We start from the raw sequence: 22,235 nt of genomic DNA, 5'->3' as shown, positions 1-22,235 counted from the left end.
GAGGCCCGGTGAAGAGGAGTGTCAGTCCTCGGCGCGCTCGGCGTCCCGCTTCTTGAGGCGCGCGGTCTCCTTGCGGACCTCGGCCTGCGTGGCGCGCTCCTTCTCCAGCCACTGCGGCTTCGCTTCCTTCAGCGCGTCGATCTGCTCGGAGGTCAGCGCCTCCGTCACCCCGCCCCGCGCCAGGCCCGCGATGGACACGCCCAGCTTGGCCGCGACCACCGGACGGGGGTGCGGGCCGCTCTCGCGCAGCTTCACCAGCCACTCGGGCGGGTTCGTCTGCAGCTCGTTCAGGTCGGCGCGCGAGACGTCGCCCTCCTGGAACTCGGCGGGCGTGGCGGGGAGGTACACACCCAGCTTCTTCGCCGCGGTGGCGGCCTTCATCGTCTGGGTGCTCTGCTGCGACTTCATGCAGTCCAGGGTATCGGCCGCCGACGAGGGCGCCGACCACGGCCGGTGACCGCAGCCGGTAGCCTGGCGGGATGACCGACTCGGCGGACACCCCCTCGTTCCGGCTCGCGTACGTCCCCGGAGCGACCCCCGCCAAGTGGGTGCGGATCTGGGAGGAACGCCTGCCCGACGTCCCCCTCACCCTGCTGCAGGTCGCCGCCGCCGAGGCCTCCGGCGCCCTGCGTTCGGGCGTCGCCGACGCGGCCCTCGTGCGTCTTCCCGTCGACCGCACGGTGCTCAGCGCGATCCCCCTCTACACGGAGACGACCGTCGTCGTGGTCCCCAGGGACCACGTGATCACCGCCGCCGAGGAGATCACCCTGGACGACCTCGCCGACGAGGTGGTCCTGCACCCCCTCGACGACGTGCTCGGCTGGGAGCGGCCGCCCGGAGAGGCGGCGTTCGAACGCCCCGCGACCACCGAGGACGCGATCGAGCTGGTCGCGGCGAACATCGGCGTCCTGGTCGTGCCGCAGTCCCTGGCCCGGCTCCACCATCGCCGCGACCTGACCTACCGCACGGTCGTCGACGCCCCCGGGTCGCAGGTCGCGCTCTCCTGGCCCGAGGAGGCGACCACCGACCTGGTCGAGGACTTCATCGGGATCGTCCGCGGCCGCACGGTCAACAGCACGCGCGGGCGGGCCCAGCCGGCCCCGGCGAAGGAGCGGCAGCCGCGCAAGGCGCAGCCGGGCGGCGCGGCCCGAGGCGGCGGCGGGGGCGGCGGCGCAGCCCGTGGCCGCAGCGGCGGCGCGAAGACCGCGGGAGGCGGCAGGAGCGGCGGCGGCACGAAGGGCGGCGCCGGCCGGCGCGGCGCCGGCGGCGGAAAGCCCCGCCGCCGGTCCTAGTCCGGCGGCTGTCGTGCGGTCGTCCGCCCGATCGACTGCACCAGCGGCAGGAGCCGGTGCGGCACACGTTCGCGCAGGGCCACCTCGGTGCGGGTGCGGACCACCCCGGGCAGACTGATCAACTTCTGGATGACGTCCTCGAGGTGCGCGTTGTCCCGGGCCACGACCCGGGTGATGAGGTCGCCGCCGCCGGTGATCGAGAAGGCCTCGACGATCTCCGGCACGGCGGCCAGCGCGTCGCCCACGTCGTCGAGGTGTCCCTGGGTGACCTCGATGTGCACGAACGCGAGGACCGGGTGACCCAGTGCCGCGGCGGACAGCGTCGGCCCCGTGCCGGTGATCACGCCGTCCCGCTCCAGCCGGTCGAGGCGGGCCTGCAGCGTGCCGCGGGCGACGCCGAGCAGACGGGCGTACTCCCGCACGCTGGTCCGCGGCTGTTCGATGAGCAGACGCAGTATGCGGGTGTCCAGCTCGTCCACGGCCATGTGGTCGCCCGGTCCCTTCGTGCACACACCGATCAGCGACGACAGTACCAACGGCCCGACGGAGCGCGACCCGGCGACTCCCGGCGACGGTGTCGGGCCGGCCGGGGCGTGCCGTCGGACCGCGTGTCCGGGGCGAGTGGGCCGTTGGCCGACCGGCGGCCGGTCCCGGACCCACGCGCCTGTGCCATTGGCGCAGTGTTCTGCGAGCCGGTTGAACCATTCGCCCCTCTGGTGCTGAGATGACCCCGTCGATGGCGCTGCGGACCCCGCGGCGCCTTTTCCGTGCCGTCGGCACGTACGGGTGGGAAAGGGCGGGGCAGCTTGCTGAAGAGGGCTTTCGTGGCGCCGGATCCGGGGCGGGCACGGCTGCGGTTCGCCTCCAGGGCCGTGCTCGGCGTCGGGCTGGCCGTCGCCCTGTGCGGAGCGGCCGGGCACACGTTGACGGCGGCCGTCACCGGAGGGCTGGCCGCGCTGCTGGCCCTGTTCACGGTGACCGACCCGACCGTGCGCGGCCAGGCCGTGACGACGGCGCTCCTGCCCGCCGTCGGGCTGCCGGTGCTCACTCTCGCGGCCTTCCTGCACGACCACCCCGTCGCCCGTGACCTGGTCTTCCTCGCCGTCGTGGGCGCCGGAGCCTATGCGCGCCGGTGGGGACCGCGCGGACACTCGCTCGGGGTGTTCGCCTTCATGACGTACTTCGCCGCGCAGTTCCTCCACACGGTCCCCGCCCGGCTGCCGGAGCTCTGCGCGGCCGTGACGCTGTCGCTGGCGGCGTCGTCCGCGGTGCGGTTCGGGGCGTGGTGCTACGAGCGGCGCTCGCCCGCCCCGCCGGTCGTCGCTCCGCCGAACGGTGGCCGCGGTCTCGCACGGGTCACGACCCGGCAGGCGGTCCAGGCGACCGTGGGGGCCGCGATCGCCCTGTCGGTCGGGCAGGTCCTCTCCGACCAGCGGTGGTACTGGGCCGTGGGCGCGACCTGGTGGGTGTTCGTGAACACCGCCTCGCGCGGCGAGACGCTGGTGCGCGGGTTCCGGCGGTTCCTCGGGACCGTCCTCGGGATCGCGCTGGGACTCGTGGTGGCGGTGCCCCTGCACGGAGAGCCCGTGGCGTCCGCCGCGGTCGTCGGCGTCGGCGTCTTCGGGATCTTCTACACGGCCGCCGTCTCCTACACGTGGATGATGCTGTCCGTCACGGTCATGGCCAGCGCGCTGTACGGGCTGTTGGGGCTGCTCGACCCGGCGCTGCTCGCCCTGCGGGCGGCCGAGACGGCGGTGGGCGCGCTGGGCGCCGTCCTGGCGGTCCTGCTGGTGCTGCCGGTGACCACGCACTCCGTCACGGACGCGTGGGTGGAGCGCGCGCTGCGCTGCGTGCACGCCTGCACGGCCGAGGCGGCAGCGCGGCTCGCGGGCGCCGCGACCGCGGACCCGTCCCGGCGGGTGGCCGAACTCGAACAGATCCTGGCCCGGGTACGGATGTCGTTGGCGCCGCTCGTGCATCCGCTCAGCCCGTTGCGTGCCCGCAAGGGCAGGGCCCGGCACGTGCTCGCGCTGCTCGACGAGTGCGCCCGCGAGGTGCGCGGGCTCGCCGCCGTCGCCGCGGACCCGCAGGCCTCGCACGACGCCCGTCTCGTCACCGCCTGCCGGCGGGTCGAGGCCGCGGTCGAGGCGCTCACCGTCCCGGCGGGCGCCGGCCCTCGCCCCACGGCGACCGGCGCGGCCCCGGCCGCCGCCCCGGCCGAGCCGGTGCTGGCCCACCTGCACGCCCTGGAACGCGCGCTCCTCGAACTCGCCGTCCCGCTGCGCCGCGCCGACCGCCTCCCGGCCGGCGCCTGACACGCAGGCGCCCCCTGCCGTCGGCGGTGCACGCGGACGTCGCGCCGGAGGCCTCGGCCGGCCGCCCGACGGCGGCCCGCGGACCATGCGGAGCGAGTCTGGTCTAGACCGCTGGTGATCGACTGCTACCGTCACCCCGAGAGGCAGCGTCATCAGCGGCAGCGGCGACCCGGGAGGCGACAGCGGTGGCAGACCTCGGCGGAAGACGACGGCGGGCGTTCATCGGCTCGTTCACGGCGGCGGGAGGGCCCGGCATCGTGGTTGCCGACGTGGACCGCAGCAGCGGCGCCCTGACCGTCGTGAGCAGCGTGAACGGCGTTCCGGACCCCTCGTACCTGGCCCTGTCGCCCACCGGGGAGACGCTGTACGCGGTCAGCGAGACGACGGACGGCGCGGTGGCCGCCTACCGGGTGGCGGGCGACGTGCCCGAACAGGCCGGCCCTCCGGTACTGGTCGGCGGCAGCGGGCCCACCCACCTCAGCGTGTTCGACGGGCACGTCCTGACCGCCAACTACGGCTCCGGAAGCGTCACCGCCGTCCCGGTCCGGGCCGACGGCACCCTCGCCCGCGCAGCCTCCGGCATCCTGCGGCACACCGGCTCGGGTCCGCACACGCGTCGCCAGCAGGGCCCGCACGCCCACCATGTGCAGCCCGACCCCAGCGGGCGGTGGGCGGTCAGCGTGGACCTCGGCACGGACTCGGTGCGGGTCTGCGCGATGCGCGACGGCGCGCCCGTCCTGCACCGGGAACACGCCCTGCGCCCCGGGTCGGGGCCACGCCACCTGGCCTTCCACCCGGCGGGCCGGCACGCCTACGTCGTCAACGAGCTCACGCCGACGGTCACCGTCTGCCGCTGGGACGCGGCGGAGGGCTCCCTCAAGCCGCTCGCCGAGGCCGCCGTGCTGCCCGGCGCGCCGGCCGGGGACGCCTACCCCTCCGGCCTCGTCGTCTCACCCGACGGCCGCTTCGTGTGGACCGCCACCCGCGGCGAGGACGTCCTCTCGGTGTTCGCCGTCGAAGCCGGGGGCGAGGCGCTGCGCCTCGTCGGGACGGCGCCCTGCCACGGGCGGTGGCCGCGGGCGGTGGCCCTCGCCGACTCGGGAGACGTCCTCTACGTCGCCAACGAGCGCTCCGGCGACGTCACCTGGTTCACGCTGGACCCGACGACCGGCCTGCCCCGCCGCGCGGGCTCGGTCGCGGTCGCCGCCGCGTCCTGCGTGGTCCTCGGCTGACCCGCGCTTTCGTGGTCCTCGGCTGACCCGCGGTCTCGTCGGCGGGATCGGCCCTCGGCCTCCGGCCCTTGCCTAGGCCTTCGCCTCCGCGTCCTTCTCCGCCGATCCGGCCGTCCGGTCCGTCGTACGGCGCGGGACGTGAAGGGCCCCCTCCTGGACGGGAGGGGGCCCTTCACGGCGTCCTGAGGTGGTGCCGGGCGGCTCAGCGGACCGGCGCGCCCTGCTGCTGCGGCGGCGCGATGCCGAGGGCCGTCGTGTACTTGGCCAGCGCGAGCTTGCCGATGGCCGGGTAGGGGCCGAGCGCGTCGGCGGCGGGGCAGCCCGCCTCCTTGGCCGCCTCCTCGATCAGCGTGGCGTCGATCTCCGGGCCGATCAGGTAGGGGGCCAGCGCCAGCTGCTGGGAGCCGGAGGAGCGCAGCTGCTCGGCGACGGAGGCGATGGAACCCTCCTGGTCGAGCGCCGCAGCCATCACGGGAACGGCGAGACGCGCGGCGAGCAGCATGCCGGTGATGCCGGCGGCCTGCACGGCCTCCTCGCCGCCCACGGAGGCGAGGATGATGCCGTCCGCGGCCGTCGCCACGGTGAACAGCCGGGCGCGGTCGGCTCGGGCGAGGCCCGCCTCCGACAGCCGCACGTGCAGCGCCTCGGCGAGCAGCGGGTGCGGGCCGAGCACATCGGTCAGCTCGGCCGCGATCCGGCTCTCCATGACGGCCTGGCGGACCTGGCGCAGCAGCGCGCTGTCGGGACCGGCCAGCAACGGCACGACCACCGCGACCGGGCCGTCGGGCTCCTTGACGTCCAGACCGGCGGCACGGGCCTGCTCGAAGCGGGCGGTGCGCTCCTCGGCCGCGTACGTCAGCACGGACTGGACGGTGGGGAACTCGGTGTCGTCCCCGTCGAGGTAGCCGATGCGCGCGTCGAGGCCGGGGAGCTCGGAGCGGGCGATGCTCACGACCTCCTCGGCGAGACCGCGGGTGGCGACGCTCGGCGTGCCCGGCACCGCGAGGACGAGCGCGGGCGCGCCCTCGGGAGCCGCCAGCGGCTCGGGTCGGCGGTGCCGCCCGGGCTGGCGAGGTCGCGGCATTCGTACTGGCAGGCCGGACGCGGGCCCAGTGGGGGAGCTCATGGCGACGCATGTTACTGGCTTCCTGGGCTCCCCTGTTCGGGGAGGGTGCACGTGAGCGGTATCCGTCCGGTTTTGTCTGATGAGTTACGTACGGATCAGAAGTGATCAGCGTGTTTTCCAGGCGACTTGCCCTCGAAGGGGGTAATCCCCCTTTTGGGGCATGACGTACGTTCCCTACGCGCTGTGCATTACACGGACGGCAGCACCGACAGCAGCGTCTCCTCATGCGGCAGGTCCAGCATGCCCGTCGCCAGGCCGACGGCGATGCGCACGGCGCCGTCCAGCGGATCGCCCTCGGCGGGCGCACGCAGGGCGTGCGGCAGCCGCCTCGCCAGTTCCTCCTCCAGGGGGACGAGGAGGGGGGCGCCCAGGGCGAACAGGCCCCCGGTGAGCGCGACCAGGGGCTCGCCTCCCGGCGGGCAGACGGCTGCGGCCGACTCCGCGATGTGCCGGGCCGCCGTGTGCAGGATGCCGGCCGCCGCCGGGTCGTCCTGCGCGCACTCGGCCACCGGCGGCGCGAACGAGGCGAGGACGGCAGGCCGGTCCGGGCGTGGGTAGAGGCGCCCGGGCAGCCCGGCCACCGGGCCGAACCGCTCCTCGGCGCGGGCCAGCAGCGCCGTGGACCCGCCAGGGCGTCCGTCGTGGGCGCGCAGCGCGGCCTCGAGACCGGCCCGGCCGATCCAGGCGCCGCTCCCGCAGTCGCCGAGCAGATGTCCCCAGCCGTCCGCCCGCTGCCAGGCCGTCAGATCCGTGCCGACCGCGATCAGGCCGGTGCCCGCGGCCACCACCGCCCCCGGTCGCTCCCCGAGCGCCCCGGCGTAGGCGGTGACCGCGTCGGCTGCCAGTGCGGTCGTACGGACGCCGAACTCCCGCGCCAGGGCGGACGGCAGTTCGGCGCGCAGCGCGTCGCCGAGGGTGGCGAGGCCCGCCGCGCCGACGACGGCCGTGGTCGGCGGCGGTGCGTCGGTCTCGGCCGCCAACGACCTGACCAGCGGCACCAGTTGCTCCATCAGGTGCACCGGATCGATGCCGCGCGGCCCGGTGCGCACGGCCACCGTGGACGAGCGTCGCCCCAGAGCGCCCCGCCCGGCCGACCCCAGAGCGATCCGCAATCCCGAACCGCCCGAATCCACGGCGAGGACGCCCTTTCCGGCGTCGGTCTCGTCGTCGGCGTCCGGGCCGGCGCCGAAGGTCACGGCAGGCGCCAGTCCACCGGCTGACCCCCCTGCCGGACCAGCAGGTCGTTGGCCCTGCTGAACGGCCGTGAGCCGAAGAAGCCGCGATCCGCCGACATGGGGGAGGGGTGCGCGGACTCCACCGACGGCAGATCGCCCAGCAGCGGGCGCAGGTTGCGGGCGTCGCGGCCCCACAGGACGGACACCAGCGGCTTGCCGCGTGCCGCCAGCGCCCTGATCGCCTGCTCGGTGACCTCTTCCCAGCCCTTGCCACGGTGCGCGGCCGGTTTGCGCGGAGCCGTGGTGAGCGCCCTGTTGAGCAGCAGCACCCCCTGCCGCGTCCACGGCGTCAGGTCGCCGTCGGACGGCTGGGGCACGCCCAGGTCGGTCGTGAGCTCACGGTAGATGTTGATCAGGCTGCCGGGCAGCGGCCGTACCTCGGGGGCGACCGAGAACGACAGCCCGACCGCGTGCCCGGGCGTCGGGTAGGGGTCCTGTCCGACGATCAGGACGCGGACGTCGTCGAAGGGCTGCTGGAAGGCTCGCAGGACGTTCTGTCCGGCCGGGAGGTAGGTGCGTCCCGCGGCTATCTCCGCGCGCAGGAACTCGCCCATCTCGGCGATCTTCCCGGCGACGGGTCGGAGGGCCTCGGCCCAGCCCGGTTCGACGATTTCATGCAGGGGTCGTGGTGCCACGGCGTCACCCTACTGCCGCGGGGGGCGTGACGATCAACCAGTGGCCAGGGCCTGTTGACCGGAAGGAGCGCGTCCGGCCCGGTGCCATCCGCCGGGCCGGCGTGCGGCCGGAAGACCCGACCCCTGCGTGTCCGGTCCGCGTCATCCGACCACCGCGGCCCGCACGCACAGCACGTCCGGCAGGTGCGAGGCCAGCTGCTGCCAGCTGTCCCCGTCGTCCGACGACGCGAACACCTCGCCGTTGCGGTTGCCGAAGTACACGCCGGCCCGCTCCGCGACGTCGTCGGTGCACAGCGCGTCGCGCAGGACGGTCCCGTAGTGGTCCTCCTGCGGCAGGCCCGAGGAGAGCGGCTCCCAGCTCGCGCCCGCGTCCGCGGTGCGGAAGACCCGGCACCGGCGGTCGGCCGGCACCCGGTCCGCGTCGGCGTTGATCGGGAACACGTACGCCGTGTCCCCGCGGGTGGGGTGCGCGGCGACGGCGAAACCGAAGGTGGAGGGCAGGCCCGGGCCGATGTCGGTCCACTGCCCGCCCGCGTCGTCGCTCCGGTACACCCCCCAGTGGTTCTGGAGGTAGAGACGGTCGGGATTCGCCGCGTCCCTCGCGACCTTGTGCACGCACTGGCCGAACTCCGGGTTCGGATCGGGCAGGAACACCGCGGAGACGCCCGAGTTGGCGGGGGACCAGTTCGCTCCGCCGTCGGCTGTGCGGAACACTCCGGCCGTCGACACGGCCACGGTCACCGATCGCGGGTCGCGCCGGTCGGTGAGGATCGTGTGCAGGCCTTCCCCGCCACCGCCGGGCACCCACCGGGAGCGAGTCGGGTGTTCCCAGAGCGGGCGGACCAGGTCGAAGCTCTCGCCGCGGTCCTCCGAGCGGTAGAGCGCGGCCGGCTCGGTGCCCGCGTAGACGACGTCCGGCTCGGCCGCGGACGGGTGCAGCTGCCACACCCGCTCCAGCGAGGCCCCGGTGTCCTGAGGGAACTTGACGGCCGGCGCGGCCGGTTCGGTCCAGGTCCGGCCGAGGTCGTCGGAGTGGAACACCGACGGTCCCCAGTGCGCGCTGTCGCCGCCGGCGAGCAGCCGCGGGCGGTCGCCGCGGGTGTCGAGGGCGACCGAGTAGATCGCCTGCGCATTGAAATGAGGGGCTTCGTCGAACTCCCACGCCCCACCGCGCCGACGCCCGACGAACAGGCCTTTGCGCGTGCCCACGGCGAGCAGTACCTCGGTCATGCCGATCACCTCCGCTGCGTCTTCGACGCCTTCGTCCCAGACACCGGCCAGTCTGCACCCCGCCACTGACAGTCACCTCCGGAAAAGTCGTCGTCGCAGGTCACGACGGCCCTGGCGGCCCTGTGCGGCTGGACTTTGGCCTCGTCCGCCGGACGTCCGCGGGCGCACCGCGGGCCGGCGGGACGGCCGGCCCCCGGACTCGCCCTGAGCATCGCGCCCGTGCGCCCCGTATGGGAGGGCGGCCGGGATGTACGTGTGTTCGTGAGGAGGATGCCTTCGATGGCGTTCCGTGGTCCGAAGGTGTGGCTGTGGCGCTGGCGGCGCAATCCGCTCAAGCGCCCCGCCGACATGGTGGAGTCCTGGGTCGTGCTCGGCGTGTGGGCGCTGACCGTGCTCGCCGGCGTCCTCGCGGGGTGGGCGACGGCGGGGTCCGTCGAGGACGGCCTCGCGCGCGAGCGTGTCGAGTGGCGGCCGCTCACGGGCCGTCTGACCGACCCTGCCCCCGGCAAGCCCGCGGCGAGCGGGTCCGTGAGCGGTGATCGCGTGTGGGCGAAGGCGGGCTGGACGGGGCCCGACGGCTCCAGGCACACCGGGCAGGTCAGGGTCGGCCCCGGCAGTGCCGCCGGCACGCCCGTCACGGTCTGGACGGACCCCCGGGGCCGCATGGTGACCGAACCCGTCGGCGCCGCCCAGGCCCGCCTGCGCGCGTCTCTCGTCGGCGGCGTGGCGGGGCTCGGCGTGGCGACGCTGCCCTTCGCGGGAGGCCGCGTCCTGCGCGGTCGCCTGGAACGCCGCCGGGTCGCCCAGTGGGACATCGACTGGGCCCGCTTCGACGCCCTGCGGGGACGTCCGGCGAGTTGACCCGCCCTGCGGGACCACCCGCCCGCGCCCGCCCTCACAGGGTGCGGCACGGGCCGCTCCGCCGTGCCCTGCCCTCGCCCGGAGCCTTCGGGGCGCGCAGACGGCGAGGCGGGACGACGCGGCCGGCCGCGGTCCGGCCCGCGCGCCGCGGTGCACCGCGCGACGAGACAGGGGTCCAGGCATCGGCCGCCCGTCCCGGACGGCGCCGCGGGAAGCGGCCCGGCACTCGACGAGCGTGACGATCGGTCGCTCGTCGCGTTCGTCGCGCGCCTCGCGCTCGCGCACCCGGACGCGAGGCGCGCACGCGACAGCCCCAGGACACGCCGGCGGTGGCAGCTACGGGCGGGAGGAACCGGCCGGAAGGCTCCGCTCGAGGATCCCGCCGAGATCGGCGCCGTCCGGAAGGGTGCCGAAGGCATGTCCCCAGTCGCCGCCCAGCCGGGTCGCGCAGAAGGCGTCGGCGACGGCCGGCGGGGCGTGACGGACGAGAAGGGAGCCCTGCAGGACGAGGGCCATCCGCTCGACCAGCCGACGGGCGCCGGCCTGCGTCGCCTCGCCCAGCCCGGTGCGCAGGCGTGCCACGGCCCCGTCGAGACGGGCGTCCGCCCCGCGGGACAGGGCGAGTTCGCCGAACAGGGCCTCCGCCGTCGCCGGCTCGCGGGTCAACGCCCGCAGCACGTCGAGGGCGTTGACGTTGCCCGAGCCCTCCCAGATCGACAGCAGGGGCGCTTCGCGGTAGTGCCGCGGCATGCCCGAGTCCTCCACGTAGCCGTTGCCGCCGAGGCACTCCAGAGCCTCTGCCGTGAAGGCCGGCCCCCGCTTGGTCACCCAGTACTTGCCGACGGCGGTCGCGATCCGCCGGAAGGCCTGCTCGCCCTCGTCCCCGCGCACCGCGCGGTCGGCCGCGCCGGCCAGCCGCAGCGTGAGCGTCGTGGCGGCCTCCGACTCCAGCGCCAGATCGGCCAGAACGTTGCGCATCAGCGGCTGGTCGAGCAGCCGCGCCCCGAAAGCGCTGCGGTGCCGCACATGGTGTCCCGCCTCGACGAGCGTCTTGCGCATCAGCGTCGCCGACATCATCACGCAGTCCAGCCGTGTGCAGTTGACCATCTCGATGATGGTCTTCACGCCCTGTCCCTCCGGCCCGACCAGCCAGGCCACGGTCCCGTCGAACTCGGGCTCGGAGGACGCGTTGGAGCGGTTGCCGAGCTTCTCCTTCAGACGCTGGACGCGGAACGGGTTGCGCGTGCCGTCCGGCAGCACGCGCGGCACGAGGAAGCAGGACAGGCCACCGGGCGCCTGGGCCAGGACCAGGAACAGATCGCACATCGGGGCCGACGTGAACCACTTGTGCCCGCGCAGGGTGTACAGCCCGGGCTCCGCCGTCGGGGCGGCCGCGGTCGTGTTCGTCCGGACGTCGGAGCCGCCCTGCTTCTCGGTCATCCCCATGCCGGCGAGCAGCCCGCGCTTCTCGGCCGGCGGCCGCAGTCCCGGGTCGTACACGCGGCTCGTGAGCAGCGGCTCGTACACCGCGGCGAGCTCCGGCCGGCGTCGCAGGGCGGGGACGGCCGCGTACGTCATCGACGTGGGACAGCCGTGTCCGGCGTCCGTGTGCCCCCACGCCAGGCCGCCCGCCGTGCGCGCCACGTGGGCGCCGGGCCGGTCGTCCGCCCAGGGCGCCCCGGCCAGCCCTTCGGCGACCGCGACCCGCATCAGCTCGTGCCAGCTGGGATGGAAGTCGACCTCGTCGACGCGGTGGCCGTACCGGTCGTGCGTGCGCAGCAGGGGCTCGTGCCGGTTGGCCAGCTCGCCCCACTCCTGGGCCTCGACGCCGCCCGCCAGCAGACCGATCCGGCGTACGTCCGCCTCCGCCCACCCCGCGCCCTCCCGGCGCAGCCCCTCCAGCAGGGCGGCGTCCTCGGAGGCGTCGTACGGGGCGAGCGGCGGCGGCTGATTCGTGACGTCGTGCGTCACCTGGAGCGACAGTGTCCGGGACATGCGCACCATGTTGCACTTCTTCGACAGTCGTAGCAATGGTGCAATACGTGCGCCCACTAAAGTACGGCCCTATGCGGATCAACGTGTCGGCGCAGCCCGGTGAGGTCGAGGTCGACCTGCGCCCGCTGTCCGCGCGGTCGGTGGTGCTGAGCCTGCTGCTGGGCTCGCACCCGCCCGAACTGGCCGCGAAGGACCTGGTCCGCGGGGTCGAGCCGTTCGGTGTCGGCGGCTCCACGGTGCGGGCGGCGCTGAGTCGGATGGTCGCGGCGGGCGATCTGCGCCGGGCGGGCGGCGTCTACCGTCTGAGCGACCGGCTGCTGGAGCGTCAACGACGCCAGGACGACGCCCTGCACCCGCACACACGCGCGTGGGACGGCGACTGGGAGATGGCCGTGATCACCGCGACCGGTCGCGGCCCGGCCGAACGCGCCGAACTGCGCACCCGGCTGAGCGCCCTGAGGCTCGCCGAGCTCCGCGAGGGCGTCTGGCTGCGGCCGGCGAATCTGAGCCGGTCGTGGCCCGCCGGGACGGACCACGTGCTGCAGCACTTCGTCACACGGCCCTCGACGCCCGCTCGCGAGCTGGCGGTGAGCCTGTGGCCGCTCGGTGCGTGGGCGCGGACGGCCCGGGACCTGCTGGCCCACGTCGAGCGGGCCCAAACGCCCGCCGACCGGTTCACGGCGCTCGCGGCGGTGGTGCGGCACCTGCTGGCCGACCCGGTGCTGCCCGCCGCACTGCTGCCCGCCGACTGGCCGGGCCCCGTCCTGCGCACCGCCTACGAGCGGTACCGGCACGAGATCGCCGCCACGGCGTCCGGCCCGGGCCGGTAGGCGGAGCGGACCGGGCGCGACGGGGCGGCGACGGGGCGCGACGGACCGGGCGGATGGGCGGGGCGGCCGTGCGGAGCGTCGTGCGGGGGACGCTCCGTACGGCCGCCGTCTCACCGTGGGGGTCCGGCGGGCCGGGCGGCCTACCTGTAGGTGATGTCGGACGACGAGTACTTGCAGTACGTCCCGTCCGCGTTGCTGCCGTTGGTGGTCGGCTCCTTGCCGGTGTTGTTGCCGATGTACTTCTGGCACGGGGTGATCTTCTTGCTGCTGTCCCCGACGATGGTGATCTTCCTGAGGGTGGCGCTGTCGCCGTAGTTCGTGTTGATGCCGACGAGCTTGTTGCCCTTGTAGGTCGCCTCGATGCTGTTCAGGTTGATCGTGCGCTTGTACTGGCCGCTCTTGCAGTTGCCGCAACTGCGCACGAAGGTGCCGAAGTTCTTCACGGCGAAGTTGGAGACGTTCAGCGTGCCGGCGCCGTTGAACTGGAACACCTTGTCGCTGGCCTCCTTCGCCCCTCCGCCGGAGACGGTGTAGACGTTGGACGACGAGGAGCCGAGGAAGGTCGCCGCGTCCTCGCCGACGTCCTCCCACCAGACGTTCTGCAGGGTGCAGCTGCCGAGGCAGTGGATGCCGTCGGCGGCGGGCGCGCCGATGATGACGTTCTTCAGGACGGCGCCGGGCTTGAGCTCCAGGATCGGGTCCTGGTCCTCGTTCTGGCCGCCGCTGCCGAGGTCGCCGCTGCCGTAGAGGCGCTGCATCCCGTAGTCCTTGGTGCCGGAGACCGAGATGGTGGCGGTCACCGCCTTGCTGCTGGTGGGGGTGGGCCAGGTGGCGGCACTCGCGGGGGTCAGCGCCCCACTAGTCATGATCATGCCAACTGTGAGAGCGGTGGCGGCCAGCCCTCCGGCGAGGGCGCGCCCACGGGCGCGAAGTGGTGCGGAAGCTACCGGTGGAGTCATGTCCCGATGCCTTCTTCCGGACGTGGGGAAGATCAAGTATGTGAATGACGAGCGTGAACCTGAACGACTTGATCGGACAGTGCGGCCTTTGTGGGGTCCAGCTGAGCGGCTCGGTCACACTGCTGAACGGAACGTAGGGGGCAAGCGCTTTCTAGTCAACGTCTTGCGCAGAACGCTTTCCCGTCTCGTTCCCGTCCCGTTCCCGTCTTGTTCCGGTCGGCCGGGTCCTCCCGGCCGGCTCCGGAAGGTGTGCGCGACGAAGCGTGGGCGCGCTTTCGCGGCGGGCATGTGCGTGCCGCGATGCGGGGTGAGAGTGACTTTCACGACGGTGACGGCAACGGCCTTCGGAACGGTCACTGCCACCGACGCGGCCCGCGCAGGCGCCCTTGCCGCCGGTGCAGGCGTCACCATCGGTTCCCGGGCCGCTCGCACCGGAAACAGCACCGCACCAGGTCTCCTCACGCTCGACGGGGCTGCCTGCACGCGGAGTCGACGACGTCTCCCGGGGCGGCAGAGCCCTCTGTGTGCCCTGCGAGGACGGCATGCCCGACGGCTCGCTCCGGGGGCGCGCGTAAGATCGCGCAGATGTGAGGAAACCGCCCGACGGCGGCGGGGAAAAAAGAAAGGGCAACGGAGAAACATCACTCCTTGCCACTCTCAACGTATAGCGCACCCGGGGGCTTGCGGCAAGGCCCCCGTCATCCCGCAGAATCGCAGGCCGAGGCCCGAACCTGCGGAAATGAGTGATCTACGAAGTGCATGCCGACCCCATGGCCCTCCCGACCGCCGGCGCGTTCGACCTGCCCGACCGCCTGTCCGCCAAAGCCGACCCGAAGCTGATCGCCCGCGACGAGCAGCACTTCGCGGCGATCGCGGAGAGCCTCGAGCAGACGATCGCCGAGCTCTCCGCCCGTCTCGACGCCGAGCGCCGCGCCCCCGGCGGCCTCGGCCGGGAGGCGATGGACCGCGACCAGGAGATCCACCGGCTGACGGGCCGGCTGCGCTCCCTGAACCGCTTCGGCCTGGACCTGTGCCTCGGGCACATGGTCGGCGCGGACGACCCCGAGCCCCTGTACGTCGGACGCATCGGCCTCACCGACAGCACGGGCCGCCGGCTGCTGATCGACTGGCGTTCCCCCGCGGCCGAGCCGTTCTTCGCGGCCACGCACGCCGATCCCATGGGCCTGGTGAGCCGTCGCCGCTACCGCTGGACCCGCGGCCGGATCAGCGACTACTGGGACGAGGTGTTCACCGCCGACGGGCTCGAAGGGCACGCCGCGCTCGACGACCAGTCCGCCTTCATCGCCAGTCTGGGCGGCACCCGCTCGGGCCGGATGCGCGACGTGCTCGCCACCATCCAGGCCGACCAGGACGCCGTCATCCGCGCCGGGTCGCGGGGCGCGCTCGTCGTCGACGGGGGCCCGGGCACCGGGAAGACCGTCGTGGCCCTGCACCGCTCGGCCTACCTCCTCTACTCCGACCCCCGCCTCGGGCACCGTCGGGGCGGCGTGCTGTTCGTCGGCCCGCACCGGCCCTACCTGGCCTATGTGGCCGACGTCCTGCCGAGCCTCGGCGAGGAGGGCGTGCAGACGTGCATCCTGCGCGACCTCGTCGCCGAGGGCGCCGACGCGGCGGCCGAGGCCGACCCGACGACGGCCCGGCTGAAGTCGTCGGCGGACATGGTGAAGGCGATCGAGACGGCCGTCCGGTTCTACGAGTCTCCGCCGACGGAGGGGATGACGGTCACCGTCTCGGACGCCGACGTCTGGCTCGGCGCCGACGACTGGGTCGAGGCGTTCGACGCGCCGCCGCCGGGCACTCCGCACAACGAGGCGCGTGACCTGATCTGGGAGGAACTGGTCACGATCCTGCTGGACAAGCACGGCGGCGACGTCTCACCGCAACTGTTCCGCAAGGCGTTGCGGCACGACCGCGAACTGGTCGGCGCCCTCCACCGGGCGTGGCCGCTGCTGGAAGCGGCCGACCTGGTCGGAGACCTGTGGTCGGTGCCCGCCTACCTGCGGATGTGCGCCCCCTGGCTCACCCCGGACGAGGTGCGCATGCTGCAGCGCACCGACCCCCAGGCGTGGACGGTGTCCGACCTGCCGCTCCTGGACGCGGCACGCCAGCGGCTCGGCGACCCGGAGGAGGCCCGGCGCAAGGTCCGGCACAAGGCCGTCCTCGCCGCCCAGCGCGAGCGCATGACGCAGGTCGTCGACAACCTGATCGCGGCCGTGGCCGACTCCGGCGCGGACGGTGACGACGGCGAAGGCCTGGTGACCATGCTGCGCGGCGAGGACGCCCAGGTCAGCCTGGTCGACGAGAGCGAACTGTCCACCGCCGACCCGGACCTGCTGGCCGGCCCGTTCGCGCACATCGTGGTGGACGAGGCGCAGGAGCTGACCGATGCCGAGTGGCAGATGCTCCTGCTGCGCTGCCCGTCGCGGAGCTTCACCATCGTCGGGGACCGTGCCCAGGCCCGGCACGGGTTCACGGAGTCCTGGCAGGAGCGGCTCGAGCGGATCGGGCTCGACCGGATCGGCGTGGCGTCCCTGACCGTCAACTACCGGACCCCGGAGGAGGTCATGGCAGAGGCCGAGCCGGTCATCCGGGCCGCGCTCCCGGACGCCAACGTCCCGACGTCCGTCCGCAGCAGCGGCGTCCCCGTCGTCCACGGGGACGTGTCGGAGCTGGAGCAGGTCCTCCGGTCCTGGCTCGCCGAGCACGACGACGGGATCGCCTGCGTCATCGGCGACCCGGCGTTCCGGCCGACCTCGCGCGTCCGGTCGCTGACGCCGGAACTGTCGAAGGGGCTGGAGTTCGACCTGGTCGTGCTGATCGACCCGGACGCCTTCGGGGCGGGCGTCGAGGGGGCGGTCGACCGCTATGTCGCGATGACCCGGGCCACCCAGCGACTGGTCGTCCTCACGAGCTCCTGACGTGTCCGGCAGCGCACGATCACGCGCGTGCTGCCGGGCCCGGGCCGCCCATTGCAGGGCTGTGCCCGGAGAGTTCACCGAAGGGCCCGCGCCGGGGCGGTTTTCGAAGGGGCGGGACCGGAGGCGTTCACCGGAGGGGCGGCGGGTCCTGGACGCCGACAGCGGCGGGGTCCGCCGCCGCCCGCAGGGACGGCCAGTCCGGCAGCTTGACCACTCCGCGGCCGAGCGAGGCCCCGAGAGCGGCCTCGGCCCGTCCGATCGCCAGCCAGCCCGCCCACTCGACGGGCTCGGCCCCGGCGGCCCGCAGCAGCGCCAGCGGGTCGCCGGGCAGTTCCCGTCGCACGAGTGCGGGGGCGTCCGCCAGCAGGGACGTCGCCGTCTCCTTCGCGCACGGCCGGTTGGTGCCGATGACACCGGTCGGGCCGCGCTTGATCCAGCCCGCCACGTACTCGCCCGGCGCCACCTCGCCGTCGCGCACCACCCGCCCGGCCAGATGCGGCACGGTGCCGTGCCCGGCGTCGAACGGCAGGCCCTCGAGCGGAGTGCCCCGATAGCCCACCGACCTCAGGACCAACTGTGCCGGGACGTCCTCGTACCGGCCGGTGCCCGTCACCCCGCCGCGCCCGTCCGGCGCCGTCCGTTCGAACCGCGCCACGCCCAACCGGCCGCCGACGGACCGCAGTTCGACAGGGCGCAGGAAGAACCGCAGCCGGATGCGCCGTCGGGCGCCGCGGGCCGGCGACGCCGCCCAGCCGCGCAGCACCTCCACGTTGCGGCGCTGCGCCGCCAAAAGGCCGGAAGGATCCGTGTACGCCGGATCGAGAGCCAGCTCCGCCTCGTCGACGACCACCTCGGCGTCCGGCAGTGCGCCCAGCTCCCGCAGCTCCTTGGTGGTGAACCGGGCCTGTGACGGGCCGCGCCGTCCGATCATGTGGATCTCGCCCACCTCGCTCGCGGCGAGCGCCGCCAACGCCGCCTGCGGCATGTCGGTGGGGCTCAGCTCGGCGGCGCCCCGCGCCAGGATCCGGGTGACGTCCACCGCGACGTTCCCGATCCCCACCACCACGGCCGTCTCGACGCCGTGCAGGAAACGTGCGGGCGGGGCGTCCGGGTGGGCGCTGTACCACGACACGAACTCCGTCGCCGACCAACTGCCGGGCAGCTCCTCGCCCGGGATGCCGAGGTGCCGGTCGGTCGCGGCGCCGACGCAGTACACGACGGCGTGGTAGAGCTCGCGCAGCCGGGCCGCCGGCACTCCGTCCGCGCCCACCGGGACGTCGCCGAGGAAACGGACCCGTTCGTGCTCGAGCACGGCGCACAGGTTCTGCTGCAGGGACTTGATCTTCTCGTGGTCCGGCGCGACCCCGTACCGGACCAGCCCGTACGGGCAGGGCAGGCGGTCCAGGACGTCCACGAGCACGTCCGGGTCGAGCTGGACCAGGCTCTGGGCGGTGTAGACACCACTCGGCCCGGAGCCGACGACGGCGACACGGAGCACGGCGGAACTCCTTACCCCGAAGGTCGGAGGAGATTCGCTGGTGTCTCCAGCATCGCACCGTCACCCCTCCGCTGACAGGGTGTGTACGGTCGCGTCGCACGCGTGTCCGTTCTTATGGAAAGTGATCATGCGGTTACGTTCCGTATGTGCTAGAAGCATCGTTTCTTAATCTTTCTGATCGTTCCGCCGAGGACGGCACGGTGTCCGTGTGGCCGGCGTGGGAGGTGCAGGAGGGGGGAGGCGTCACTTCCTGGTCCCATGTCCGGCTGTCGTTCGCCGACGGGGCGCGGGTCGATCTGCTCGCCGTCACCAGCGACGGCCGGGTCTCCATCGAGGACATCCGGGCCCGGCCCGCCCTCTCGCTCGTCGACCTGACCCTGCTCGCGGACTGGATCGAGGGACCCCTGTTCGACGGCACCGACGGCACCGACGGGGGCGAGGGCGAGGACGTGCCCCTGTCGGACGCGACGCCGGACACGGCCGGCCCGCAGGCCGCGTCGGGCGCGGAAGCGGCGTTCGACGCGGAAGTCGCGTTCGGCGCTGAGGCCACGTTCCGTGTGGAGGCTGTGGAGGACGCGGACCGCCCGGCGGCGGACGGGCACGGCGCCGAGGAGCTCTTCGGACCCAGGCGGGGTCGCCCGCTCTGGCCGCGCGGCGTCGAAGGGCTGTGGCTGGCGGCGCAGGAGTACCGTGCCGCCCAGGAGGAGGGGGCGGATCCCGTCCTCGCGGTCATGTGCGCGACGGGGCACAGCAGGCGTCGATCGCTGCGCCTGATCGCCAGGGCACGCGACGCCGGATATCTGACGCCGCGTCACGCCCGGCGCTGAACCGTCCCGTCCGCCGTCGAACCTCCGTCCCCGTCGACGAACTCGACGGCCGCGGGCTCACGGCCCCGGGGACTCCGGGATCTCCGGCGTCCGCAGGGCGTCAGCGCATCCCGTTCATCCGCGTGATCTCGCTCGTCTGCTGTGCGATCACGTCGTCCGCCATCTCCTCCACCCGTACGTTGTTGCCCTGCGCCTTGACGTCCGCGGCCATCGTGAGCGCGCCCTCGTGGTGAGTGATCATCAGAGTGAGGAAGAGCGTGTCGAACGCCTTGCCGCGGGCCGCCCGCAGCGCGGTCAGCTGGGCCGCGGTCGCCATGCCGGGCATCGCCGTGTGCATGTGCCCGCCGCCCGTCGTCTTTTGGCCATGAGTGGTGAGCCAGGCCTCCATGGCCTTGATCTCCGGTCCCTGGGCCGCGGAGATGCGCAGGGCGAGGCGTTTGACGTCCCCCGATGCGGCGCGGTCCGGCACGAGTGCGGTCATCTCCAGGGCCTGGGCGTGGTGTTCGATCATCTTCCGCGCGTAGGACACGTCGGCGGAGTTGGGCGTGTCGTCGTCGGCGCGCTGCTCGGCCGCGTCCTGTGCCGAGAGGGTGCGGTTCGCCTCACCCGGCTTGCCCGGGGCGATCACGGATGGGCCGCTCACCGCGCCCGACCCGGCGTCCGTCCCCGAGTCGCAGCCGGTGAGGGCGAGGGCGAGGAGCAGCGAGGCTGACGCGACGGGCGCGCGGCGGACGAGCACAACGACCTCCTGGGGCAGGCGAGTCGAGGGCGGGCCCGCCCTCGTCCGAATTCATGCACCGCCGACAGCACCGCCGAACCGAATCATTCATGACGAGTGCATTGCCGACCCTTGATATGTGCATGATGAAGACGATACTTCGGAGCACCGTGAACCGTTCCCGCGCGAACGGTGACTAGGGAGGATGCAGTGACCCTGTCGAACGATCCTCGAACACGACGCAGACGGTGGAAAGCCGCCGCCGCCTGCACCGGGCTCCTGGCCGCGCTGCTGACAGCGGTCCCGGCGGCCGCGACCCCCGACCCGGGGGACGGCCCCGCCGCTGAGCGGGAGGCGACCCGCGACGCCCGGACCCAGGCGAGTGCCGCGATCGCCGCTGGCGAGATACCCGGACAGGACGAGATCGTCCACTCCGACAACATCCAGCACCTGACGAACATCCCCAAGGACGTGCTGCCGGGCACCAATTCGGACCTGGCCTTCCAGGGCCGGTACGCCTTCGCCGGCAACTACGACGGCTTCCGCATCTTCGACATCAAGAACCCGAAGGCGCCGAAGACCGTGGCCCAGGTGCTCTGCCCCGGCTCACAGAACGACGTCTCCGTCTCGGGCGACCTGCTGTTCCTGTCGACCGACTCCTCGCGCAGCGACAGCAGTTGCAACAGCACCACCCAGCCGGTCACCGAGAAGTCCTCGTGGGAGGGCATGAAGGTCTTCGACATCAGCGACAAGAAGAACCCGAAGTACGTCGCCGCCGTCGAGACCGCGTGCGGTTCGCACACCCACACCCTGGTGCCGGAGCGCAAGAACGTCTACATCTACGTCTCCTCGTACTCGCCCAACGCCGCCTACCCCGACTGCCAGCCCCCGCACGACGGCATCTCCGTCATCAAGGTGCCGCGCAACGCGCCCGAGAAAGCGGCGGTCGTCGGCTTCCCCGTGCTGTTCCCGGGCGAGGGCCCGGACGGCGGCGGCAACCCGGGCGGCCCGACGAACCCCGGAGTCTCCAAGACCACCGGCTGCCACGACATCACCGTGCTGCCGGAGAAGGACCTCGCGGCCGGCGCCTGCATGGGCGACGGCATCCTGCTGTCCATCAGGGACCCCGAGCACCCGAAGGTGATCGACCGGGTCCAGGACAACGTCAACTTCGCCTTCTGGCACTCGGCCACCTTCAACCAGAAGGCGAACAAGGTCGTCTTCACCGACGAGTTGGGCGGCGGGGGCGCGGCCACCTGCGACGCGGCGACCGGCCCCACCCGCGGCGCCGACGGCATCTACGACATCACCGGCAAGGGCGACAAGCGCAAGCTCGTCTTCCGCAGCTACTACAAGATCCCGCGTCATCAGGCGGCCACCGAGAACTGCGTCGCCCACAACGGCTCGCTGATCCCGGTCAAGGGCAAGGACCTCATGGTCCAGGCCTGGTACCAGGGCGGCGTCTCGGTCTGGGACTTCACCGACTCGGCGAAGCCCACGGAGATCGCCTACTTCGAGCGCGGCCCGCTGAGCACCACGACCTTGCAGACCGGCGGCTCGTGGTCGGCGTACTACTACAACGGCTACATCTACTCGAACGACATCGCCAAGGGCTTCGACGTGCTCAAGCTCAGCGACCGGCGCACGGATCCGGCCGGGCGCGTCCATCTGCGCGAGCTCAACGTCCAGACGCAGCCGGACTACTTCGACTGATCGCCGGACGGCGGCCCGGTCGCGAAGAAGCGCGACAGATCGGCGCCGCACCCCCCGCCGGGCGCCTCGGCGTCCGGCGGGGCCCCCAGCTCCCAGTCGAGCCGGTAGCGCGCGAAGAGCTCGGCGCGCAGCGTCCTCAGCGACAGGGGCACGTTGGGCAGGACCATCGCGTAGACGGCCCCCATCAACTGCGAGCGCAGCATCGGGTAGTCGTGGTCGAGATCCTGCGCCCCGTGCCGGGCCGCGGTCTCCCGCAGCAACTCGGCCAGCCGCTGCTGCTCCGGACACTCCACGAAGCCCTCGGCCTGCAGCAGCCCCGCCATGTGCTGGCGCATCAGCACGGTACGGTCCCGGGCCAGCCCGAGGATCGCGTCGATGGCCCGCGCCATCCGCTCCCGGCCGTCCTCGGTGTGCGGCTCGCGCTCCAGCGCCTCCTCCAGCGTGCGGTGCATCAGCCGGTGCACGGCCGACTGCACCAACTGCCGCTTGCCGGGGAAGTAGTACGACACCAGACCGCGCGCCGAGCCGGCCCGGTCCGCGATGTCGCCGAGCGTGGTCGCCTCGTAGCCGCGCTCGCCCACCAGCTCCACAGCCGCCTGCAGCAGTCGCTCCCGGGAACGACGCCGCAATTCTTCATTGACCGAGGCGCTGCGCGGGGACATTCTGTAACTCCTGTGTTGACTGGCTGCCAGCCAACTATACTCAGGGGGTCCCGGTCGCTCCGGCGGAGCGCACCGGGTCGGCGCCTGCTCTGGGCGACGCGGGGGATCGTCCAGAGTGGGCGCGCATGCGCCTGACGGCGTCGTCCGCCGCTGCTGTCGCAGGCGTCC

General features: G+C 73.4%; 19 protein-coding genes. 8 read left to right on the top strand and 11 right to left on the bottom strand.

Translation table 11 applies throughout. From position 1 onward, the window contains the following. Positions 1–21: 21 nt before the first annotated feature. A complete protein-coding gene (locus tag ACH4ZA_RS26580) occupies positions 22–408 on the bottom strand; it encodes a DUF5997 family protein (RefSeq protein WP_398431985.1) in 387 nt (128 codons plus the stop codon). 71 nt (positions 409–479) lie between these two features. On the opposite strand from ACH4ZA_RS26580, the gene ACH4ZA_RS26575 reads away from it, so the two are divergent. Further along, positions 480–1,292 (top strand): LysR substrate-binding domain-containing protein, encoded by an 813-nt coding sequence (locus ACH4ZA_RS26575; protein ID WP_398431984.1) that lies wholly within the window; start codon positions 480–482, stop codon positions 1,290–1,292. Here ACH4ZA_RS26575 and ACH4ZA_RS26570 read toward each other — a convergent pair. Continuing rightward, positions 1,289–1,777: an Lrp/AsnC family transcriptional regulator gene (locus ACH4ZA_RS26570; RefSeq protein ID WP_319282648.1), complete on the bottom strand. Its 489-nt coding sequence runs from the start codon at positions 1,775–1,777 to the stop codon at positions 1,289–1,291. The two genes, ACH4ZA_RS26575 and ACH4ZA_RS26570, sit on opposite strands and share 4 nt — an antisense overlap. A gap of 321 nt (positions 1,778–2,098) precedes the next feature. Here ACH4ZA_RS26570 and ACH4ZA_RS26565 point away from each other — a divergent pair, with 321 nt between their 5' ends. Next, on the top strand, positions 2,099–3,607 hold the full coding sequence (locus ACH4ZA_RS26565) for an FUSC family protein (RefSeq protein ID WP_398431983.1): 1,509 nt from the start codon (positions 2,099–2,101) through the stop codon (positions 3,605–3,607). Between the two features lie 185 nt (positions 3,608–3,792). Further along, the gene (locus ACH4ZA_RS26560; RefSeq protein WP_398431982.1) at positions 3,793–4,839 is read left to right on the top strand and encodes a lactonase family protein; all 1,047 of its coding nucleotides are present in this window, start codon (positions 3,793–3,795) and stop codon (positions 4,837–4,839) included. A gap of 202 nt (positions 4,840–5,041) precedes the next feature. On the opposite strand, the gene ACH4ZA_RS26555 is transcribed toward ACH4ZA_RS26560, so the two are convergent. The 4 genes from ACH4ZA_RS26555 to ACH4ZA_RS26540 all read right to left on the bottom strand — a co-directional run bounded on the left by ACH4ZA_RS26555 (position 5,042) and on the right by ACH4ZA_RS26540 (position 9,131). After that, the gene (locus ACH4ZA_RS26555; protein WP_398431981.1) at positions 5,042–5,965 is read right to left on the bottom strand and encodes a sirohydrochlorin chelatase; all 924 of its coding nucleotides are present in this window, start codon (positions 5,963–5,965) and stop codon (positions 5,042–5,044) included. Between the two features lie 188 nt (positions 5,966–6,153). Beyond that, a complete protein-coding gene (locus ACH4ZA_RS26550; protein ID WP_398431980.1) occupies positions 6,154–7,161 on the bottom strand; it encodes an N-acetylglucosamine kinase in 1,008 nt (335 codons plus the stop codon). Then, positions 7,158–7,835, bottom strand: a complete 678-nt coding sequence (locus ACH4ZA_RS26545; RefSeq protein ID WP_398431978.1) for a uracil-DNA glycosylase — start codon at positions 7,833–7,835, stop codon at positions 7,158–7,160. The genes ACH4ZA_RS26550 and ACH4ZA_RS26545 overlap by 4 nt, the downstream gene beginning before the upstream one ends. Positions 7,836–7,976: 141 nt before the next feature. Continuing rightward, a complete protein-coding gene (locus tag ACH4ZA_RS26540) occupies positions 7,977–9,131 on the bottom strand; it encodes a WD40/YVTN/BNR-like repeat-containing protein (protein WP_398431977.1) in 1,155 nt (384 codons plus the stop codon). A 213-nt stretch (positions 9,132–9,344) separates the two neighbouring features. Between ACH4ZA_RS26540 and ACH4ZA_RS26535 the strand changes: the two genes are divergently transcribed. Continuing rightward, positions 9,345–9,926, top strand: a complete 582-nt coding sequence (locus tag ACH4ZA_RS26535) for a hypothetical protein (protein ID WP_398431976.1) — start codon at positions 9,345–9,347, stop codon at positions 9,924–9,926. A gap of 336 nt (positions 9,927–10,262) precedes the next feature. Here ACH4ZA_RS26535 and ACH4ZA_RS26530 read toward each other — a convergent pair whose 3' ends face one another. Next, positions 10,263–11,921, bottom strand: coding sequence for an acyl-CoA dehydrogenase family protein (locus ACH4ZA_RS26530; RefSeq protein WP_398431975.1), 1,659 nt, complete (start codon positions 11,919–11,921; stop codon positions 10,263–10,265). Between the two features lie 71 nt (positions 11,922–11,992). Between ACH4ZA_RS26530 and ACH4ZA_RS26525 the strand changes: the two genes are divergently transcribed. Then, a complete protein-coding gene (locus tag ACH4ZA_RS26525; RefSeq protein ID WP_398431974.1) occupies positions 11,993–12,751 on the top strand; it encodes a PaaX family transcriptional regulator C-terminal domain-containing protein in 759 nt (252 codons plus the stop codon). A gap of 140 nt (positions 12,752–12,891) precedes the next feature. Here ACH4ZA_RS26525 and ACH4ZA_RS26520 read toward each other — a convergent pair whose 3' ends face one another. Next, on the bottom strand, positions 12,892–13,710 hold the full coding sequence (locus tag ACH4ZA_RS26520; protein ID WP_398431972.1) for a pectate lyase: 819 nt from the start codon (positions 13,708–13,710) through the stop codon (positions 12,892–12,894). A 770-nt stretch (positions 13,711–14,480) separates the two neighbouring features. On the opposite strand from ACH4ZA_RS26520, the gene helR reads away from it, so the two are divergent. Then, positions 14,481–16,649: an RNA polymerase recycling motor ATPase HelR gene (gene helR / locus ACH4ZA_RS26515; RefSeq protein ID WP_398431971.1), complete on the top strand. Its 2,169-nt coding sequence runs from the start codon at positions 14,481–14,483 to the stop codon at positions 16,647–16,649. Between the two features lie 127 nt (positions 16,650–16,776). Here helR and ACH4ZA_RS26510 read toward each other — a convergent pair whose 3' ends face one another. Beyond that, positions 16,777–18,147 (bottom strand): FAD-dependent oxidoreductase, encoded by a 1,371-nt coding sequence (locus ACH4ZA_RS26510; protein ID WP_398431970.1) that lies wholly within the window; start codon positions 18,145–18,147, stop codon positions 16,777–16,779. Between the two features lie 200 nt (positions 18,148–18,347). On the opposite strand from ACH4ZA_RS26510, the gene ACH4ZA_RS26505 reads away from it, so the two are divergent. After that, on the top strand, positions 18,348–18,974 hold the full coding sequence (locus tag ACH4ZA_RS26505) for a DUF6214 family protein (RefSeq protein WP_398432032.1): 627 nt from the start codon (positions 18,348–18,350) through the stop codon (positions 18,972–18,974). Positions 18,975–19,074: 100 nt separating this feature from the next. On the opposite strand, the gene ACH4ZA_RS26500 is transcribed toward ACH4ZA_RS26505, so the two are convergent. Continuing rightward, positions 19,075–19,713, bottom strand: coding sequence for a DUF305 domain-containing protein (locus ACH4ZA_RS26500; RefSeq protein WP_398431969.1), 639 nt, complete (start codon positions 19,711–19,713; stop codon positions 19,075–19,077). Between the two features lie 189 nt (positions 19,714–19,902). Between ACH4ZA_RS26500 and ACH4ZA_RS26495 the strand changes: the two genes are divergently transcribed. Continuing rightward, on the top strand, positions 19,903–21,405 hold the full coding sequence (locus ACH4ZA_RS26495) for an LVIVD repeat-containing protein (RefSeq protein ID WP_398431968.1): 1,503 nt from the start codon (positions 19,903–19,905) through the stop codon (positions 21,403–21,405). On the opposite strand, the gene ACH4ZA_RS26490 is transcribed toward ACH4ZA_RS26495, so the two are convergent. Further along, the gene (locus ACH4ZA_RS26490; protein WP_398431967.1) at positions 21,393–22,067 is read right to left on the bottom strand and encodes a TetR/AcrR family transcriptional regulator; all 675 of its coding nucleotides are present in this window, start codon (positions 22,065–22,067) and stop codon (positions 21,393–21,395) included. The genes ACH4ZA_RS26495 and ACH4ZA_RS26490 overlap by 13 nt on opposite strands. Positions 22,068–22,235 lie beyond the last annotated feature (168 nt).

Source organism: Streptomyces sp. NPDC020597 (genome assembly GCF_044335095.1).
Classification (GTDB): Bacteria; Actinomycetota; Actinomycetes; order Streptomycetales; family Streptomycetaceae; genus Streptomyces.
Note: the sequence above shows the minus strand (reverse complement) of the source record. Positions and strands in the feature narration are given on the sequence as shown.

Bases quoted from the DNA above. Each gene is read 5' to 3' on its own strand.
- ACH4ZA_RS26525 (WP_398431974.1), top strand. From the start codon at position 11,993: ATGCGGATCAACGTGTCGGCGCAGCCCGGTGAGGTCGAGGTCGACCTG.
- ACH4ZA_RS26570 (WP_319282648.1), bottom strand. From the start codon at position 1,777: ATGGCCGTGGACGAGCTGGACACCCGCATACTGCGTCTGCTCATCGAA.
- ACH4ZA_RS26535 (WP_398431976.1), top strand. From the start codon at position 9,345: ATGGCGTTCCGTGGTCCGAAGGTGTGGCTGTGGCGCTGGCGGCGCAAT.
- ACH4ZA_RS26520 (WP_398431972.1), bottom strand. From the start codon at position 13,710: ATGACTCCACCGGTAGCTTCCGCACCACTTCGCGCCCGTGGGCGCGCC.
- ACH4ZA_RS26490 (WP_398431967.1), bottom strand. From the start codon at position 22,067: ATGTCCCCGCGCAGCGCCTCGGTCAATGAAGAATTGCGGCGTCGTTCC.
- ACH4ZA_RS26555 (WP_398431981.1), bottom strand. From the start codon at position 5,965: ATGAGCTCCCCCACTGGGCCCGCGTCCGGCCTGCCAGTACGAATGCCG.
- ACH4ZA_RS26530 (WP_398431975.1), bottom strand. From the start codon at position 11,921: ATGTCCCGGACACTGTCGCTCCAGGTGACGCACGACGTCACGAATCAG.
- helR (WP_398431971.1), top strand. From the start codon at position 14,481: ATGGCCCTCCCGACCGCCGGCGCGTTCGACCTGCCCGACCGCCTGTCC.
- ACH4ZA_RS26575 (WP_398431984.1), top strand. From the start codon at position 480: ATGACCGACTCGGCGGACACCCCCTCGTTCCGGCTCGCGTACGTCCCC.
- ACH4ZA_RS26580 (WP_398431985.1), bottom strand. From the start codon at position 408: ATGAAGTCGCAGCAGAGCACCCAGACGATGAAGGCCGCCACCGCGGCG.